Consider the following 16,375-nt stretch of genomic DNA (forward strand, 5'->3'; position numbering starts at 1 on the left):
CGCTCTGCCTGGCTGGAGCCTCCCCCAGCTCTCTGAGCTACCGTCGTGCGAGCCCGAGCCTGCCGAATCCCCCATGGCTGCGCAACCGATTTAACCGGCCTGGCCCGAGAAGACGCCGGCCCTGCGCATCACCGTCGCGAGCAGCGGCGACGCGACGACCACGCCGTGCACCAGGTCCGGCGCCGGGGCCGGGAGCTCGTTCACGTCCTGCCGGTACGGTTGCGTCCACCCCGTGGACTCCGGATCCACCCCGGCTCGCAGGCACCTCTCCCGGACGAGGTCCGCCGGGCACTCCGCGTCGCCGAGCACCACCTCCCAGGGCAGCGGGAGCAGGGCCCACACCCGTACGTCGGCATGCTGGTCCCCGCCGTCGGCGGCGTGCCAGGCGGCGACGTCCGACGCGACGAGCGCCGGCACCTTCCCCGGGCAGGAGCGCTCGACGAGGTCGTCGTAGCCGAGCGCGCGCGTCACGTTGAGCCAGCCGGTCCGTGCCTGGTTGAAGGCCCGGGAGGCGACGTTCCAGGTGTACGAGTCGTCCCCGCCCCGCACCACCATGTGCGTCCGGTCCCGGTTGGCGTCGAAGCTCGACCGCAACGCCCTCGCGGCCGCCGCGAGCTGCTCGTAGTAGCGCCCGAGCAGCGCACCGCACTGCGCGTCGTCGAGGCGGTCCAGCACCGCCCACCGGGTCAGTACCGACGCGAGCACCCAAGGACGGCACGTCGGTGCGGCCAGCGCGGCCCCGAGCAACTCCTCGGCCAGGGTGTCCATCGGCCTGGCCTGCGAGCCGTTCGTGAACCGGGTGCGCAGGTTGAGGCGGGACACGTAGTACGCCGTGAACGCCGCCGTCCGCGGGCAGGCCAGGAACTCCTCCTCGGTGATCAGGTGCGCGAGCCGGGACTTGCCGAACGCGGTCGCGGCCTCCCGGTCCCGTTCCGCGGCCAGCACCGTGGTCCGCTGCTGGAGGTGCAGCACCGCGCGGACGGCCCGGCGGTAGGCGCGGACCGGCACCCCGGGCAGCAGCTCGCGGCGGGTCGCCGCGGTCATCCGCTCGCGCGCGTCGGCGTGCCCGCCGTGCTCGCCGCGGGCGCCGTTCGGGCGTCGCCGCACGTGATAGGTGCCCCACGCGGTGGTCACCCGCTTCGGCGCGCGAGGCACGGTGAGCCGGGGCTCGGCCGGGGCGTCCGCCGGCAGGCCGAGCAGGTCGAGCGCCCAGGTCAGCCACGCTAGCAGCGACTCCGGGTCGGCGGGATCAGCGGCTTCCGGCAGGTCGCGTCCGGCCCGCTCGGCGACGGTCGCGACGGCGGTCCCGGCCGCGAGGCAGGCGCGCGCCAGGCCCGCGTGGCGGCGCCAGGTCTTGGGCATCGAGGAGGTCTCCCCGTACGCCCGGGCGCGCCGGACGATCAGGTACAGGTCGCGTGCGGTGACCGCGCCGACCCACTCCTGCACGCCGAGTTCCAGCAGGTCGGCCGCCACGTCCTGGGGTGGCCGGCGTTCTCCGAGTCCCCGGTGCAACCGTCGCAGGATCTCGTCCCCGCCGCGTTTCGTCGCCATTGCCGCTCCCCGTGCCGGCGCCGGCCCGGCACGGGTGTCAGCACGTGTCCGGACGCCGGCCGGTGGCCAGCCGCACAGTATCCCGGCACCGGTCCTCGGCGGTCCACCGCTTTTCCCCCAGGATGGCGGGGGCCTCGCGCCGGTGAGGACGGCGGTCAGGCGCCGGCGACGCGGGCGTCCTCCTCGGCCATCGCCTCCTGGCGGCCCGGCTCCTCGCGCAGGATGGCGGCGTTGAGCCACTCGTCCGGGATCGCGAACGCGTCCACCAGCACCGGCAGGTGCGGCCGCAGCTCGCGCAGCAGGTCGTTGATCACGCCGGTGACGGCCTTGGACCGGGCCGGGGTGAGACGGCCGTGTTCCAGGAACCAGCCGCGGTCGGCCTCGATCGTGGTCAGCGCGTAGAGGTCGCAGAGCCGGTTGAGCAGGGACTTCACGGCCGGGTCGGTGGCACGTTCGATGCCGGCGACGAAGGCTTCCAGGGTGATCCGCTCGATGTGGGCGGTGGCCGTCTTCAGCACGTGGTCCTGCACGTCGTTGAAGATCTCGAACGGGCGATCCTTCTTGGTCGCGGCGCCGTTGCGCAGGCGGCGGATCGCGCCTTCGAGGACGTGCTTCTCGCGGTCCTCGAACATGGTGAGGTGCCAGCCCCGGTCGGTGACCGCGACCTCCTCGCCGCGGCCGGGCACCGCGCTGACCAGGCGCTGGATCAGGCCGCGGGCGGCGGTGCGCTCCAGGACCATCTCGCGGACCTGCTCGGCGACGAACGTGGCGCGGCCCCAGCCGTCCAGCGATCCGAAAGCGTCGCGGTAACCGGTGAGCAGGCCCTTCGCGACCAGTTGCAGCAGGACCGTGTTGTCGCCCTCGAACGTGGTGAACACGTCGGTGTCGGCCTTCAGCGCGGGCAGCCGGTTCTCCGAGAGGTACCCGGCGCCGCCGCACGCCTCGCGGCACATCTGGATGGTGTGCGTGGCGTGCCAGGTCTGCATCGCCTTCAGGCCGGCGGCGCGTGACTCCAGCTCGCGCTGCCGGTGCTCGTCGACCGGGCCGGGGCCGGACTGCACGTCGGCGAGCGTGCCGACCAGTTCCTCCTGGGCGAAGACATAGGCGTACGACGTGGCCAGCGCGGGAAGCAGTTTGCGCTGGTGGGCGAGGTAGTCGTTGAGGACCACCTCGCGGTCGTCGCCGGGCACCCCGAACTGGCGGCGGCTCTCCCCGTACCGGATGGCGATCGTCAATGCCGCACGGGTGGCCGCCGACGCCGCGCCGCCCACCGTCACCCGCCCGCGGACCAGCGTGCCCAGCATCGTGAAGAAGCGGCGGGTGTCGTTCTCGATCGGGCTGGTGTACGTGCCGTCCTCGGCGACCTGGCCGTACCGGTCGAGCAGCATGTCGCGCGGCACGGTCACGTGGTCGAAACTGATCCGCCCGTTGTCGACGCCGAGCAGCCCGGCCTTGTGCCCGGCGTCGCTCAGCGTCACGCCCGGCATCGGGTTGCCGTCGGCGTCGCGGATCGGAACGAGCCAGGCGTGCACGCCCCGGCTGCGGCCACCGGTGACGAGCTTCGCGAACACGACCGCCATCCGGCCGTCGCGGGCCGCGTTGCCGATGTAGTCCTTGCGCGCCGCCTGGTGTGGCGTGTGCAGGTCGAACGTGCGGGTGACCGGGTCGTACACACAGGTCGTCCTGAGCTTCTGTACGTCGGAGCCGTGACCGGTCTCGGTCATCGCGAAACAGCCCATGACGTCGGTCGAGATGATGCCGGGCAGGAACCGCTCGTGGTGCCGCTCGGTGCCGAGCGCGACGACCGCGCCGCCGAACAGGCCCCACTGCACGCCGGCCTTCACCATCAGGGACAGGTCCGCGTAGGCGAGCATCTCGGCGGCGACCACCGAGCCGCCCGGGTCGTCCGAGCCGCCGTAGGCCTTCGGGAACGCCGACGCCACGCCGACGTCGGTGGGGATCTGCCTGATCAGCGAGGAGATCCGCGCCCGCGCCTCGTCGCCGGTCTCGCCGTGCACCGCGGCGAACCCGGCCTTGCCGAGCTCGTCGCGGACCGCTTGCCGGATGCCGGCCCACCGCCCGTCGAGGACTTCCTGCAGACGGGCCGGGTCGATGGTGTCGCCGATCATGCCTATAAGTTACCCGCTGGTACGAACCCTAACCCGCCCGGTGGGTACGCCGATCGAGGCGCGAGCCGAGGCCGGGCACCGGCCCGCTGCCGGTCAGAACGCCGCCTCGTAGAGCCCGGCCAGCCCCGGCGCGTCCGCCTCGCCACTGTAACCGCAGGTCAGGATGCTCCCCTCGGACGCCGCGACCAGGTACTTCCGGCCCGCCTCGAAGGATCCGCTGCCCATCAGCCCCTCGGAGGCCCCGGGCGCCTGCGGCACCTCGATCAGGTCGGCGTCGGTGCCCTTGTAGACGTGCGTCACCTGCAGGGTGACCGTGTCTCCGGCAATGTCGCGGACGGTCGCGGCGACCGCCAGGTCCGCCCGTGACGCGAGGACCTGCGCGGTCGGCTCGACACACTTGGCCGCGATCCCGGCGCCGGTGAGCCGGGTGACCGAGGGCGACGCCGGGCCGGCCGACCCGGGACCGGCCGTGGTCGACGGCGAGTCCGTGTAGGGCGTGCGCAGGGTGAGCCAGCCGATGCCGGCGCCGGCCAGCACGACGGCGGCCGCGGCGGCGAGCAGGGCGGGCCGCCGCCATCGCGACGGGGTCGCCGCCCGGCCGTCGGTGGCGGGGGAGGCGTCGGCGAACGGGGTGGCCATGGTCTGCTCCAGGAGGTGGTCGACGCGGGCGGAAGGCAGCGGTGGCAACGACGCCGCCGGGTCGGCACGGCGCAGGGTGGCGCGCAGATCGTCGTCGGTCACGGCCGGCTCCCTTCTGTCGACTCCTCATGTCCGGCAGCCTCGATCAGCTTTCGCAGCCGTAGCTTCGCGCGGTGCAGCCGGATCGTCGCGGCATTCACCGAGACGCCCAGAACCTGGGCGATCTGTGGCGGCGTGAGGTCTTCCCAGGCCCACAGGCGCAGCAGCTCGGCGTCCTCGGGGCGCATCTCGGCGAGCACTGCGGTCAGATCGGTTCCGGTCGCGGCTGGGGCCGGCGCGACCTCGGGCGGCGGGTCCAGCGTGGCGATGCGGGCGGTCAGCCGGGCCTGGCGGCGACGGCCGCGGTCGGCGTTGGCGAGGCAGTTGCGGGCCACGCCGTACGCCCAGGGCAGGTGCTCGGCGGGCATCTCGTCCAGCCGGCGCCAGCAGATCAGCAGCGTCTCGGAGAGCACGTCGTCGGCGGTCGCCGGGTCGGTGCGCCGGGCCAGGTACCGGCGGACGGCGTCGATCACCGCCGGGGCGATCGCCTCGAACCGTTTCCGGCGGGCGTCCACGTTCACGAGCTCCACCCTGCGTCATGTCCGGCAGGAAGGCGGAGCTTTCACACCGTGCCGGAGATTCTCGTGACGGGGTGCCCGGCACGAAGAAGCCCGGCGCCACGTGGCGCCGGGCTTCCTGAGGTCTCGTTGCGCTGTGTCACTCTTCCCCGGCGCCGAGGTGCCACGGAACGACGAGCGGGTGACGCTCCTCGTCGCGCGCGGCGATGCCCTCCATCGATCGCAGGTATTGCCGGCGAGTGATGTCGCCGTCCATCAGCTGGGTGCAGAGAACGCCTTCCAGGCTCTGCGGGGAGAAGAACGCCTCGGGCACCAGCAGCGGATCCTCGGCTTTCCGCGCCTCGGCACGAACCCCCCGCACTGCGAGCACGCAGGCGGCGACCAGGACCAGGATGAGCAGGAACAGGATCAGCATCGCCACCGCCTTGTCGGAACTGGAGCGGACCGAACTCGCCCGCCTTGTCAAAGCAAACGGATCACAGGGCGTATCGGTTCGACGGTTTCGCAACGATCTCCGTCAGGTGCAGATCCGGGCCTCGCCGCCGGCCCGCGACACCTCCCCGTCGGGGTGAGGAACCGGACGTCCCGGGATCTCCCTCGCCGACAGTGACGAAGGCCGCATGCGAAGCGCCGTAAGACCCGGGCGCCGCGGCCCGCCGCACGCCCCGGCTTCCACGATCGGGTACGGGGGATGTCCAGCCCCCGTGATCTCTGGCTAGTGTCCAACTGTGCCCGGAAAATCCGGTTCACCACTGTAAATCCGTAAATGCGTGCTGCGCGCAACCGGGCCGTCTGTCCACATTGCTCAGGGAGCACGATGCCCTACGACTACGACAGCTTCAGCCGCCTCGCCGGGTCCCCGGATCCGGCCCCCGAGGGCGACCACCGGGTCCGGCTCAAGCGCCTGACCCGCCACCGCCCGGTACGCAGCCTCCTGATCGCGGGTTTCGCGTTCACGCTGGAGGCGACGTTCTTCGGCTGGCTGCTCACCTCGGCCCACCTGGCCGGCGGGCTCACCGTCCCGACCATCACGATGGTCGTCGCGATCGCCCTGATCGAGTTGTTCCGCCTGGTCAACGTGGTGACCCTGTGTCTGGCCACACTGCGGGCGCGCGATCCCGTGCCGGTCCCGCCGGACCGGCGGCTGCGGGTCGCGTTCCTCACCACGATCGTGCCCGGCAAGGAGCCGATCGAGATGGTCGAGGGCACCCTGCGGGCGGCGCGCCGCATCTACGAGAGCCCGGACGTCTGGCTGCTCGACGAGGGCGACGACGACCAGGTCAAACAGATGTGCCGCCGCGTCGGCGCGCACCATTTCAGCCGGAAGGGCGTACCGAGATGGAACGCCGGAGGCGGCGCTTTCAAGGCGAGGACCAAGCACGGGAACTACAACGCCTGGGTCGACGCGCACGGCGACGAGTACGACGTGTTCGTCTCCGTCGACCCGGACCACGTGCCGCTGCCGTCGTTCTGCGAGCGCCTGCTCGGCTACTTCCGCGACCCGGACGTGGCGTTCGTGGTCGGGCCGCAGATCTACGGCAACTACGACAACCTGGTCACCCGGTGGGCCGAGTCGCAGCAGTACCTGTTCCACTCGCTGCTGCAACGGGCCGGCAACAAGTTGGGCTCGCCGATGCTGGTCGGCACGAACAACGCGGTCCGGATCACGGCGTTGCGCAGCATCGGCGGCCTGCAGGACTCGATCACCGAGGACATGGCGACCAGCCTGGCGATCCACGCGACCCGCAACCCGGCGACCGGGCGGCGCTGGAGTTCGGTCTACACGCCGGACGTGCTGGCGGTCGGCGAGGGCCCGTCCTCCTGGACCGACCTGTTCAGCCAGCAGCACCGCTGGTCGCGCGGCACCGACGAGGTGTGCCTGACGGGCTTCTGGAAGAAGATCCCCGGCCTGGGCGTACGGCGATCGCTGCACTACGGGCTCCTGATGGCGTACTACCCGCTGACCGCGATCGCGTGGCTGCTCGGCACCGCTACCGCTTTCGGTCACATCGTTCTGGGCCTGCGCGGCGTGCAGGTGCCGCAGCAGGTCTGGTCGATGCTCTACGTCGACGCGGCGCTCTTCCAGGTCGGGCTCTACCTGTGGAACCGGCGGCACAACGTCAGCCCGCACGAGGAGGCCGGCTCGTCCGGGCTGACCGGCATGCTGCTCTCCACGCTGTGCGCGCCGGTCTACGTGGCGTCGTTCCGGCAGACGATCCTGCGCAGACAAGCCGGTTTCGTGGTGACCCCGAAGGGCGACTCGGCCAGCCCGGACCGGATCGCCACCTTCCGCGCCCACCTCACCTGGGCCGCGTTCTTCGCCTTCCTGCTGGTCACGGCCGTGATCACCGGCCGCACCCAGGGCCTGATGTGGCTCTGGCCGTCGCTCAACCTCGCTCTCTGCCTCGCGCCGCCCGTGCTCTGGGCGTTCGGGCGCCGTCCGACGCCGGCGCCCGTGGTGATCCCCCGACAACGAACCGAAGAGCCGATGAGGACGTACGCATGATCCCCCGACCCGAACCCACGATGACCCGGCGCCTGCTCCGCGCCCTGGCCGTCGTCCCCGCCGTCGCGGCGGTGCTCGCCGCGAACCGCCCGATCGTGGTCTTCGCCGCCGGCGAGTACCACCGGTTCACGATCGATCGGCCGGCCTACAAGCAGGCCTACGGCCACTGGTCGATGCTCGCGGTGCCGGACGCCTTCACGATCAACGCGATTCACGCGGCGCTGCTCAGCACCGGCAAGGTCCTGATCGTCGCCGGCTCCGGCAACAACCGGCAGAACTTCGAGGCCGGCACGTTCAAGACGATCCTGTGGGACCCGGCGACCGACAGGTACTCGCTGGTCCCCACGCCGACCGACATGTTCTGCGGCGGGCACACCTTCCTGGCCGACGGCAAACTGCTGGTCGCCGGGGGCACCAAGTCGTACGAGGTGCTGCCGGAGAACATCAGGTTCGCGGCCGGCGTCATGAAGATCAAGAACGAGTCGCCGGACGGCGGGCCACGCCCGGTCAGGAAGGGCACGATCTTCGTTGCGCCGGACGGCAAGCAGTACGCGACCAGGGTCGACGTCACCGTTCCGGCCGCGATGAAGATGCGGCACGCCGGGAAGACCATGGTGCACGCCGGTGAGGCCGAGGTCTGGGTGGACGCGCTCATCGCCGGGGACAGCCAGGTGATCGCGCAACCCGCGCAGTACCGGATCGCCGGGCTGACCGGGGCCGCCGCGCGCAACCTGTACGGTGTCGCCGACAAGATCAGCCGGGACAAGCAGGAGTACGGCGGCGACAACACCTCCTACGAGTTCGACCCCCGCACCGAACGCTACGTGCGCACGGGCGACCTCACCGACCACCGGTGGTATCCGACCCTCGCACCGCTCTCCGGCGGCAACGTCATCGCCGTGTCCGGGCTCGATCAGTTCGGCCGGATGCTGCCCGGGCGCAACGAGGTCTACTACGCCAAGGACAAGCGCTGGGTCGCCGCCCCGAAACTCACCCGGCCCTTCCCCACCTACCCGGCGCTCTTCGTCACCCGCGACGAGCGGCTCTTCTTCTCCGGGTCGAACGCCGGGTACGGCTCGGCCACCGTCGGCCGCACCCCCGGCCTGTGGAACCTGCGCACCAACGACTTCCAGCCGGTGCCCGGGCTGCGGGACGCGACGATGACCGAGACCAGCGCGTCGGTGCTGCTGCCGCCGGCCCAGGACCAGCGCGTGATGATCCTCGGCGGCGGCGCGGTCGGCGACTCCCCCGCCTCCACGGCCCGGACCGCGATCGCCGGACTGGCCGCGAAACACCCGGTCTACGAGCCCGGGCCGGACCTGCCGCACCCGACGCGCTACCTCAACGCCGTCATCCTGCCCGACGACACGGTCTTCACCAGCGGCGGCTCGGAGGGCTACCGCGGCGGCCCCTACCAGGGACGCAAGCGCAGCGACCTGCTCACCGCCCAGATCTACGACGTGCGGGCCAACGTGTTCCGGACCGCGGCCGCGCCCACGGTCGGCCGTGACTACCACTCGGAGGCGCTGCTCCTGCCGGACGGGCGGGTGATCACCATGGGCAGCGACCCGATCTACGACCGGACCGGGAAGAACCCCGGCGTCTTCGAGCAGCGGATCGAGATCTACAGCCCGCCGTACCTGTTCAAGGGCGCCCGCCCGTCGATCGCCGGCGGCCCGGCCGAGGTCGCCCGCGGCGCGGTCGTCCAGTACGCCACCCCGGACGCCGCCCGGATCGCGACGGCCCGCCTGATACGGCCGGCGGCGGTCACCCACGCGACCGATGTGGATCAGCGCTCGGTGGCGCTGACGCTCCGCCGTACCGCCGGTGGGGTGATGGTCCAGATCCCGAAGGAACGCGGGGTGATCCCGCCCGGCTGGTACATGCTCTTCCTCACCGACACGGCCGGCGTCCCCTCCCCCGCCAAGTGGGTCCACGTCTCCTGACGACCCTCTTCGGCGTACGGCCCGGTCCGCGCGACCGGGCCGTACCCCGCTCACCGGCGCAGCTGCGCCACCTCACCCAGTCTCGCCAGCTTGTGCGGGTTGCGGATCGCGAAGATCCGGGTGATCCGGCCGTCCTCGACGACGAACGAGACGGCGGTGTCGAACTCGCCCCCGGGGTCGAGGCGCGCGCCGGCGCCGCCGTTGAGATCGACGGCGAAAGCCCTGGCGCCGGGCGCGAGCTCCGGGAAGCGGGCCATCACCGGGACGAGCTTCGCGGCCCCGCGCACCGGCTTCGGGATCGTCGGGGCCAAGCCACCGCCGTCGCCCACGACCACCACGTCGGGAGCCAGCACCTCGAGCAGCCCGGGCACGTCGCCGGTGGTCAATGCGGCGAGGAACCGCTCGACCACCCGCCGCTGCTCGGCACGGCCCACCGGCATCCGGGGCCGGCGCGCCGCCACGTGCTTGCGGGCCCGCGCCGCGATCTGGCGGACCGCCACCGGCGACTTGTCCAACGCCTCGGCGATCTCGTCGTACGGCACGTCGAAGACCTCGCGGAGCACGAAGACCGCTCGTTCCGTCGGCAGCAGCGTCTCCAGCACCGCCAGCACGGCGATCGACACGTTCTCGGCGAGCTCGACGTCCTCGGCGACGTCCGGGCCGGTCGCCACCGGCTCGGGCAGCCATTCACCCACGTACTCCTCGCGGCGGCGCGCGAGCGTGCGCAGCCGGTTGAGGGACAGGCGGGTGACGATCCGCACCAGGTACGCCCGTGGCTCGCGGACGCCGTCGCGCTCGGCTCCGGGCAGGCCCGCCCACCGCAGCCAGGTCTCCTGCACCACGTCCTCGGCGTCGGCGACCGAGCCGAGCATCTCGTAGGCGACGGTGAACAGCAGGCCGCGGTGGGCGACGAAGACGTCCTCGCTCATGCGGCGGACGCGACCGCGGGCCGCGCGGCCATCGGCTTCAACCCGCACGCGGCGGCGAACCCGTCGGACTCGATGCCGAGCGCCACGTTGCCGCGCGTGCTCATGTTCGCGAACGCGATCACCGAGGTCAGCTCGACCAGGGCGGCCGGTCCCAGCGCGGCGTGCAGGCGATCCACCAGTTCGTCGGTGACCGTCGGCGGGGTCTGGCTCATCGCCTCGGCGTACTCCAGCACGTCACGCTCCAGCGGGGTGAAGACGTCCGCCTCCCGCCACCGCGGGATCTCGCGTGCCTTGTCCACGTCGAGCCCCTTGTTGCGGCTCTCGAAGTAGTTGAAGTCCAGGCACCAGGAGCAGCCGATCAACGAGGCGACCGCCATGTGGGCGAACGACTTCAGGCCCTCGTCGCAGGCGTCCCACTTCTGCACCTTGCCACCGATGCCGAAGCTGGCGAACAGCACCCGCGGATTGTGCCAGTAGACGCCGACCGCCGTCGGCACCCTGCCCAGCTTCTTCCCGATCATCCGCTTCAGCAGCGCACCCTTGACACCGGTGATCTCGGCCGGGGGGATGCGGGTCGTGTGCACCATGTCGTCTCCTGTGTCGATGCCGTGCGACGACCGGCAGGCCGTCACGCCATCAAGACACCACCCACGCCCGGGATGTGACACCCCGAGCCCGCATCCCGGCCACACACCCACGCCCGTAGATCTTGAACAGACAGCAGTGCTTCCCGCCCCGGCCGCGTTTCCCCGCGCATGGTCCGCGGCCGAGAAGGGACGTCGGCGGGTGCCTTCTCGCCGGCTGGCACTGGTGGTCGCAACAGACCCGTCAGGCAACCGTGAGCACCAGCCGAGCCAGCCGAGCTGGCACTGATGGTCGCAACAGACCTGCCGGGCAACCGTGAGCACCAGCCGGGCGGCGCAAGCCAGAAACCGGCGAGGCGGTCCGTTGTGCTGGTTGGCCCGGAACGCCGGGCCCGTGCGGCAACCCGCGCGTGAAGGTGACCGGCGAGGCGTCCGCCTCGCCGGTCTGTGGTCGCCGGCCCGTCGCCGGTTCTCCGGTCCGCTACGGAGCCGCCGGGCCGAGGTGGCCGGCGGCGATCACCGCATCAGAAGGGAGGCGCGTCCTCGCCCATCAGCGCCAGCACGACGCCGCCCTTTCCCCGCTTGAGGCTCTGCACCACGACCTTGCCGGTGCTGCCGTCGGGCATTTCCAGGGTGAACGTCTTGCCGACCGCGTTCTTGGGGCCGTTGCCGGCGCTGTTGGCAGGCCGGAAGTCACCGGCCCACGGCACGATCCCGCTCTTGCGGGCCGGCTCGGCGAAGAGAGCGGCCGTGCCCGGGGTCCTGGTGCCGTCCGATGCGAGGAGCACTGAGGTGCTGCGATAAGTAGCCATATGCGCCAAGGCTATCCCGGACGGCGCTCCTCCGGGTCACGACAGCGGCACCGAAATGCGCCGGAGTTCAATTGGTCGCCAAGTCCAGGGCGTATTCCGGCCACCACCGGCCGGCCTCGGGTGCGCCGCCGCCGCAGGCGCCGTCCGACTCGCCGGGGCGCTTCACCCACAGGTAGGCGTCGACCCGGGGCTGGCCGGTCTGCGTCGTGGGCGCCGGGCCGAGGGCGCGTCCGGGAGGGTTGCACCAGTGGCCGTCCCCCGACCCCTCGGTCTGGGCCGGGCCGTTGCCGTTGCGACTGGTGTCGATGACGAAGTGCTTTCCACCGAGGCGGTCGGAGATGGCCGTACCGTAATCGAGGTTGGCCTTGGTGGTCTCGAAGTTGGCGACGTTGAGGCTGAACCCGTCCGCGTCGGCGACACCGGCTCGGCGCAGCGAGTCGACGACCCGGTCGACGTCCTTCACCCAGCCCGGATTGCCCCCGTCGAGGTAGACGCGCACCCACGGGCCGGCCTTGAGAGCCCGGATCGCCTCCCCGAGCAGCCGATAACGCTCCTCGGTGGCCTCCGGGGAAAGACAATTCTGCAGTACGTGCGTGACCGCGTCCGGCTCCAGGACGACCAGCGCCGGCGAGCCGCTGATCGCGGCGGCCAGCTGCGCGATCCACGCCCGGTAGGCCGCCGCGTCGGGCGCGCCGCCGCCGGAGTGACCGCCGCAGTCACGCTGCGGGACGTAGTAGGCGACCAGAACCGGCGTCCGGCCGGCCGCCTGTGCGGCGGTGACCAGCTCACGGGCCTTGCCGGCGAAACCGGGATCGGCGTCGGCGAACCAGACCGCGGTCGGCGCGTCGGCGATCCGGCGCACCGCCGTGGCGTCCGCGACCCGGCCCTGCGCGGTCCACTGCTGGACCTGGTCGACGGCCGGGCCGGACGGTTGCGTGTAGAACTGCTCGACGGACGCGGACGGGCTGGGCGTCGCCGGGGCGGGCTGGGGTTCGGGGTCGTCGGAGCAGGCCACGAGACCCGTGCAGGCGAGGACGGCCAGGACCGCGGAACGAACTCTCATATCCCCTTCACGTCTGGTCAGCGCACCGAGCGGGCCACCTCCATCGCGTCCTCGAGCGTCGTCAGTCCCTCCAGCCGGTAGGTGACGCTCCCGGTCGCCCAGATCAGCGTCGGCCCGGCGAGGTGGGCGGTCTCGGTCCTGGCCACGCCGTCGCGTCCGACGTACGTGACCGGGTGCGGCATGGGCAGCCAGATCGCGCCGTCGCCGAGAGTCACCCACTCCGCGTTCGGAGCGGTCTTCAGGAACGCCGGCTCCAGCGTCCCGTCGAACTGGTCAAAACGCACCGTACCGCCCAGGTAGACGAGCGACACCACACGCGGCGCGCCCGTGGTGTCCAAATCCGCGAGAAGCACCCGGTCGGGCGACCCAAGCACTGCCGGTGACGTCACCGGGAAGGGCGCCACCCGCCGCGCCTCCGCGAGATCCGCGTCCCGGATGGACGGAATCGGACTCGGCGTGGCCGGCAGCGTCTCACGCGCCGTCTCCTGCCGCAGCTCGATCCCGGCGATCCTCCGGAACGCGCCGACCACGGCGGCCCGGGCCGGCGAGATCACCGCCACGGCGACGACCAGGGCCGCGACGATCGCGGACAGATAGAACCGGGCGCGAGGCCGCCTCCGGGCAGGGCGCGCCAGGCGCCTCCGGACCGCTTGCCGCTGGTCGGCCGCCTCCGGTACGGCGTACGCCCGCCCCAGCTCCCGGAGCTCCTCGATCAGCGCGTCGAACTCCTGCTCAGGCACCGGGCACCTCCTCCACCGGCATCCGGTCGCGCAGCTTGCCGAGCGCGCGGGCCGTCCGTGACTTCACGGTGCCGCGCGGCAGCCCGAGCGTCATCGCGGTCTCCGCCTCGGACAGGTCGAGCAGGTACCGGCAGACCAGCACGTCCCGGTCCCGGGCGTCGAGGGCGCGCAACTTCTCGAGCAGGAACCGGCGGCGTTCCCCGGCCACCGCTGTCTCGGCCGGGTCCGGCTCGTGCGGCTCGGGCCCCGCGCGCACCCCGGCCCGTTGCAGCACGCCGTCACGCCGCCGCCGGGACCGCACCAGGTTGCGGGTCTCGTTCGCCACGATGGCCAGCAGCCACGCCTTGAACCCGGCGTCCCCGCGATAACGACCGAGCTGCCGGTACGCCTTCACGAACGCCTCCTGCACCACGTCGTCCGCGTCCGCGCCGGCGCCGAGCAGCACGGCCGCCCGGTGCGCGGGCGCGGTGCAGCGCTCGACCAGGATCTCGTACGCGTCCAGGTCCCCCGCCCGTGCCCTCGCCACGACGGCCGCCTCGTCAACCACCACGTCACTAGGACACCACCGATCGGGAACCGGTTCCGCATCGAGCGGTGTCATCGGGACATGACGACTCGCCGCACCTTCCTCGCCCTGACCGGGGTGGCCGGGCTCGCGCTCGCCGGCTGCCGCGACCGGGCCACGACGGCCGCCGCCCCGCTGACCGACGTGCTGATCGCCGAGACCGGCGGTGGGCTCGTGCGCGTGTCGCCGGCGGCCGAGCAGGCGTACGGGACGGCGGCCGCGCTCAGCGTGGACGGGGCGTGGCTCGCCGTCGTACGGGAGAAGTCTCTGTCCCTGATCGAGACCGCAACCGGCGCGCAGACCGCGGCGATCGGCGTCGCCGCCGGATGGCTGCCCCGGGTGATCTCGCCGGACGGGCGTGCCTGCGCCCTGACCCGGACACCGGCCGCGGTGATCCCTTCCGGACGCGCGCGCACCCCGCTGACGGTGGTGACCGACGGGAACGCCCGCGAGTACGACCTGCCCGGCACGATCGAGCCGGACGCGTTCAGCACCGCCGCCGACGGCCTGTTCGTGCTCGACTGGCTGCCCGCCGGGAACCCCGGCCACTACCGGGTCCGGCGGCTGGACCTCGCATCCGGGCGGCTGGAGCCGCTGCTGACCCGGAACAAGGTGCCGGTGCCGAACGGGACGGAGGAGGAGATGCGGGGCGAGGGGCGGCAGGCGGTGCTGACCCGGGGCGGGCAGTTGCTGCTCACGCTCTACACGCACCAGCCCGGCCACCAGCACACGCGCGACCTGATCTCCGGGCGGCCGGGGAACGCGCACGCGTTCGTGCACGTGCTGAACCTGGCCGAGGGCTGGGCGTACTGCCTGGACCTGCCGCACCCGTTCGGCGAAGGGCCGGCGCAGGGACACGCCATCGCGGCGGACACCTGGGGCGCGGCGGTCGTGGACAGCACCAGCGGCAAGATCGCGTACGCGAGCACCGAGTCCCTCGCCGTCGACCGGGTGGTGTCCGCTCCCCTTCCGGCCGGGACAACGACAGCGCTCGCGATCGGCCCCGACCGGCGCCTGTTCGCCGGCGCCGGCGACCGGATCATCGTGCTGAACCGGGAGAGCGACGCCGTCGAGGCGACCTGGCCGGTGCCGGGCCAGGTGCGCGGGCTGGGGCTCAGCCGGGACGGCACGCGGCTCTACGCGGGGACGGCGGGCGCCGTGCACTGGTTCTCGGCCGCCGACGGGGCCCACCTGGGGTCGCGGCCGGTCCCGGACCCGGCCGACCTGAGATCAGTGGCCTGATCCGCTCGGGAACCGCCAGGTCCCGGCTACCGCTTCGGCCAGAGATCCAGTTCGGGCAGCCGCAGCATCACCGTGGGCGGGCCGGTGAACGCCGGCTCTTTCCCGTGCACGCCACGAGTGTGGCAGAAGATCGGACCTTCCGGCTGGCGCTCACTGTGGTGATGCGACGGCGACAACCACCGGGAGAGCCAGCCGGGACCCCGCGCCGACGCGACATCCTCGACTGCCGCGGTCTGCGTGCCCGGCTGAGGATCGCCGGCTGGGTTGGTCAGTCCCGGCGGTCCCTACGAATCACACCTGGCCGGCCTTGCGGAGGACGTCCAGGACGAACCACTCGTCCTCGTGGTGGATGAGGCGTTCCAGCTCCGGGCGGGCGGCGACCTCGGCGTGGACGTTGAAGCCGTCGTAGCCGCCGGGGTTGTCGCGGTCGCGGAAGTGGGCCAGGAGCAGGTCGCCGCCCGGTTCCAGGGCGGTGAGCAGGCCGTCGAGGGTCAGGCGCAGGTCGTCGGCGGAAAGGTAGTACAGCAGGTCGCCGATGACGATCAGGTCGAACGTGCCGGTGGGCAACTCGGCGGGGAGCAGGGCGCGGTCGACGCGTACGTGGGGAAGATCCGCGACGGCCGCGCGGGCCTGGACCACCGCTTCGTCGACCGCGTCGGTGGCCAGGAGCGCGTCGCAGCGCGCGGCGAGCATCACGCTCAGTGCCCCGACCGCGCAGCCGGGCTCGTAGGCGCTGCGGTAACGCTCGCGCGGCAGGCTGGCCATCGCCACCGCGTACTTACGCCTGTCGCTCCATTTGGTCTCGTTGTCCCAGGGGTCGTCCTTCGCCTCGTAGAGGCCGATGAAATGGTCGAGGGAGAAGGATTCCTCCGGTGGCAGGGCGTCACCCTGAGTACGTGTCACCCCGCGATTCTGCCCTCTGGACGACAGGCCCGAGCGGTCAGGGCTTCACCGGCGCCGCGGTCCAGGGTCCGGCGCCGCGGGTCCGGGTGCCGCGAGGGCGAGAGGAAGTGCGAGGTCGAGGGGGCGCGAGGGCGAGGGGCGCGCGAGAG

15 protein-coding genes are annotated in these 16,375 nt (G+C 72.3%); 3 read left to right on the plus strand and 12 right to left on the minus strand.

What is annotated here, in order from left to right:
* Nucleotides 1-90: 90 nt before the first annotated feature.
* The 5 genes from Acy02nite_RS36350 to Acy02nite_RS36370 form a co-directional block, all read right to left on the minus strand.
* Entirely contained in the window at nt 91-1,551 is a 1,461-nt protein-coding gene (locus tag Acy02nite_RS36350; protein ID WP_203751896.1) for a hypothetical protein, read from the minus strand.
* A 155-nt stretch (nt 1,552-1,706) separates the two neighbouring features.
* Nucleotides 1,707-3,680, minus strand: a complete 1,974-nt coding sequence (locus Acy02nite_RS36355; RefSeq protein ID WP_203751898.1) for an acyl-CoA dehydrogenase family protein — start codon at nt 3,678-3,680, stop codon at nt 1,707-1,709.
* A 93-nt stretch (nt 3,681-3,773) separates the two neighbouring features.
* A complete protein-coding gene (locus Acy02nite_RS36360) occupies nt 3,774-4,421 on the minus strand; it encodes a hypothetical protein (protein WP_203751899.1) in 648 nt (215 codons plus the stop codon).
* On the minus strand, nt 4,418-4,939 hold the full coding sequence (locus Acy02nite_RS36365; protein WP_203751900.1) for an RNA polymerase sigma factor: 522 nt from the start codon (nt 4,937-4,939) through the stop codon (nt 4,418-4,420). Before Acy02nite_RS36365 ends, Acy02nite_RS36360 begins: the two co-directional genes overlap by 4 nt.
* Nucleotides 4,940-5,075: 136 nt before the next feature.
* Nucleotides 5,076-5,351, minus strand: a complete 276-nt coding sequence (locus Acy02nite_RS36370; RefSeq protein ID WP_203751901.1) for a hypothetical protein — start codon at nt 5,349-5,351, stop codon at nt 5,076-5,078.
* A gap of 402 nt (nt 5,352-5,753) precedes the next feature.
* Between Acy02nite_RS36370 and Acy02nite_RS36375 the strand changes: the two genes are divergently transcribed.
* On the plus strand, nt 5,754-7,442 hold the full coding sequence (locus Acy02nite_RS36375) for a glycosyltransferase family 2 protein (RefSeq protein ID WP_203751902.1): 1,689 nt from the start codon (nt 5,754-5,756) through the stop codon (nt 7,440-7,442).
* The gene (glxA, locus tag Acy02nite_RS36380) at nt 7,439-9,388 is read left to right on the plus strand and encodes a radical copper oxidase GlxA (RefSeq protein WP_203751904.1); all 1,950 of its coding nucleotides are present in this window, start codon (nt 7,439-7,441) and stop codon (nt 9,386-9,388) included. The genes Acy02nite_RS36375 and glxA overlap by 4 nt, the downstream gene beginning before the upstream one ends.
* A gap of 50 nt (nt 9,389-9,438) precedes the next feature.
* Here glxA and Acy02nite_RS36385 read toward each other — a convergent pair whose 3' ends face one another.
* From Acy02nite_RS36385 to Acy02nite_RS36410, 6 genes are all read right to left on the minus strand, one after another.
* Complete coding sequence (locus Acy02nite_RS36385; protein WP_203751905.1) at nt 9,439-10,317, minus strand: RNA polymerase sigma-70 factor; 879 nt, start codon at nt 10,315-10,317, stop codon at nt 9,439-9,441.
* Nucleotides 10,314-10,904 (minus strand): carboxymuconolactone decarboxylase family protein, encoded by a 591-nt coding sequence (locus Acy02nite_RS36390; RefSeq protein ID WP_203751907.1) that lies wholly within the window; start codon nt 10,902-10,904, stop codon nt 10,314-10,316. The genes Acy02nite_RS36385 and Acy02nite_RS36390 overlap by 4 nt, the downstream gene beginning before the upstream one ends.
* Nucleotides 10,905-11,425: 521 nt before the next feature.
* Nucleotides 11,426-11,713: a hypothetical protein gene (locus Acy02nite_RS36395; RefSeq protein WP_239175502.1), complete on the minus strand. Its 288-nt coding sequence runs from the start codon at nt 11,711-11,713 to the stop codon at nt 11,426-11,428.
* A gap of 67 nt (nt 11,714-11,780) precedes the next feature.
* A complete protein-coding gene (locus Acy02nite_RS36400; RefSeq protein WP_203751909.1) occupies nt 11,781-12,776 on the minus strand; it encodes a glycoside hydrolase family 6 protein in 996 nt (331 codons plus the stop codon).
* 17 nt (nt 12,777-12,793) lie between these two features.
* A complete protein-coding gene (locus Acy02nite_RS36405; RefSeq protein WP_203751911.1) occupies nt 12,794-13,516 on the minus strand; it encodes a hypothetical protein in 723 nt (240 codons plus the stop codon).
* On the minus strand, nt 13,509-14,066 hold the full coding sequence (locus tag Acy02nite_RS36410; RefSeq protein WP_307872305.1) for an RNA polymerase sigma factor: 558 nt from the start codon (nt 14,064-14,066) through the stop codon (nt 13,509-13,511). Before Acy02nite_RS36410 ends, Acy02nite_RS36405 begins: the two co-directional genes overlap by 8 nt.
* Nucleotides 14,067-14,123: 57 nt before the next feature.
* Here Acy02nite_RS36410 and Acy02nite_RS36415 point away from each other — a divergent pair, with 57 nt between their 5' ends.
* Entirely contained in the window at nt 14,124-15,323 is a 1,200-nt protein-coding gene (locus Acy02nite_RS36415) for a YncE family protein (protein ID WP_203751916.1), read from the plus strand.
* 291 nt (nt 15,324-15,614) lie between these two features.
* On the opposite strand, the gene Acy02nite_RS36420 is transcribed toward Acy02nite_RS36415, so the two are convergent.
* Entirely contained in the window at nt 15,615-16,226 is a 612-nt protein-coding gene (locus tag Acy02nite_RS36420) for an SAM-dependent methyltransferase (RefSeq protein ID WP_203751918.1), read from the minus strand.
* Nucleotides 16,227-16,375 lie beyond the last annotated feature (149 nt).

The organism is Actinoplanes cyaneus, from assembly GCF_016862095.1.
Taxonomy (GTDB): Bacteria; Actinomycetota; Actinomycetes; order Mycobacteriales; family Micromonosporaceae; genus Actinoplanes; species Actinoplanes cyaneus.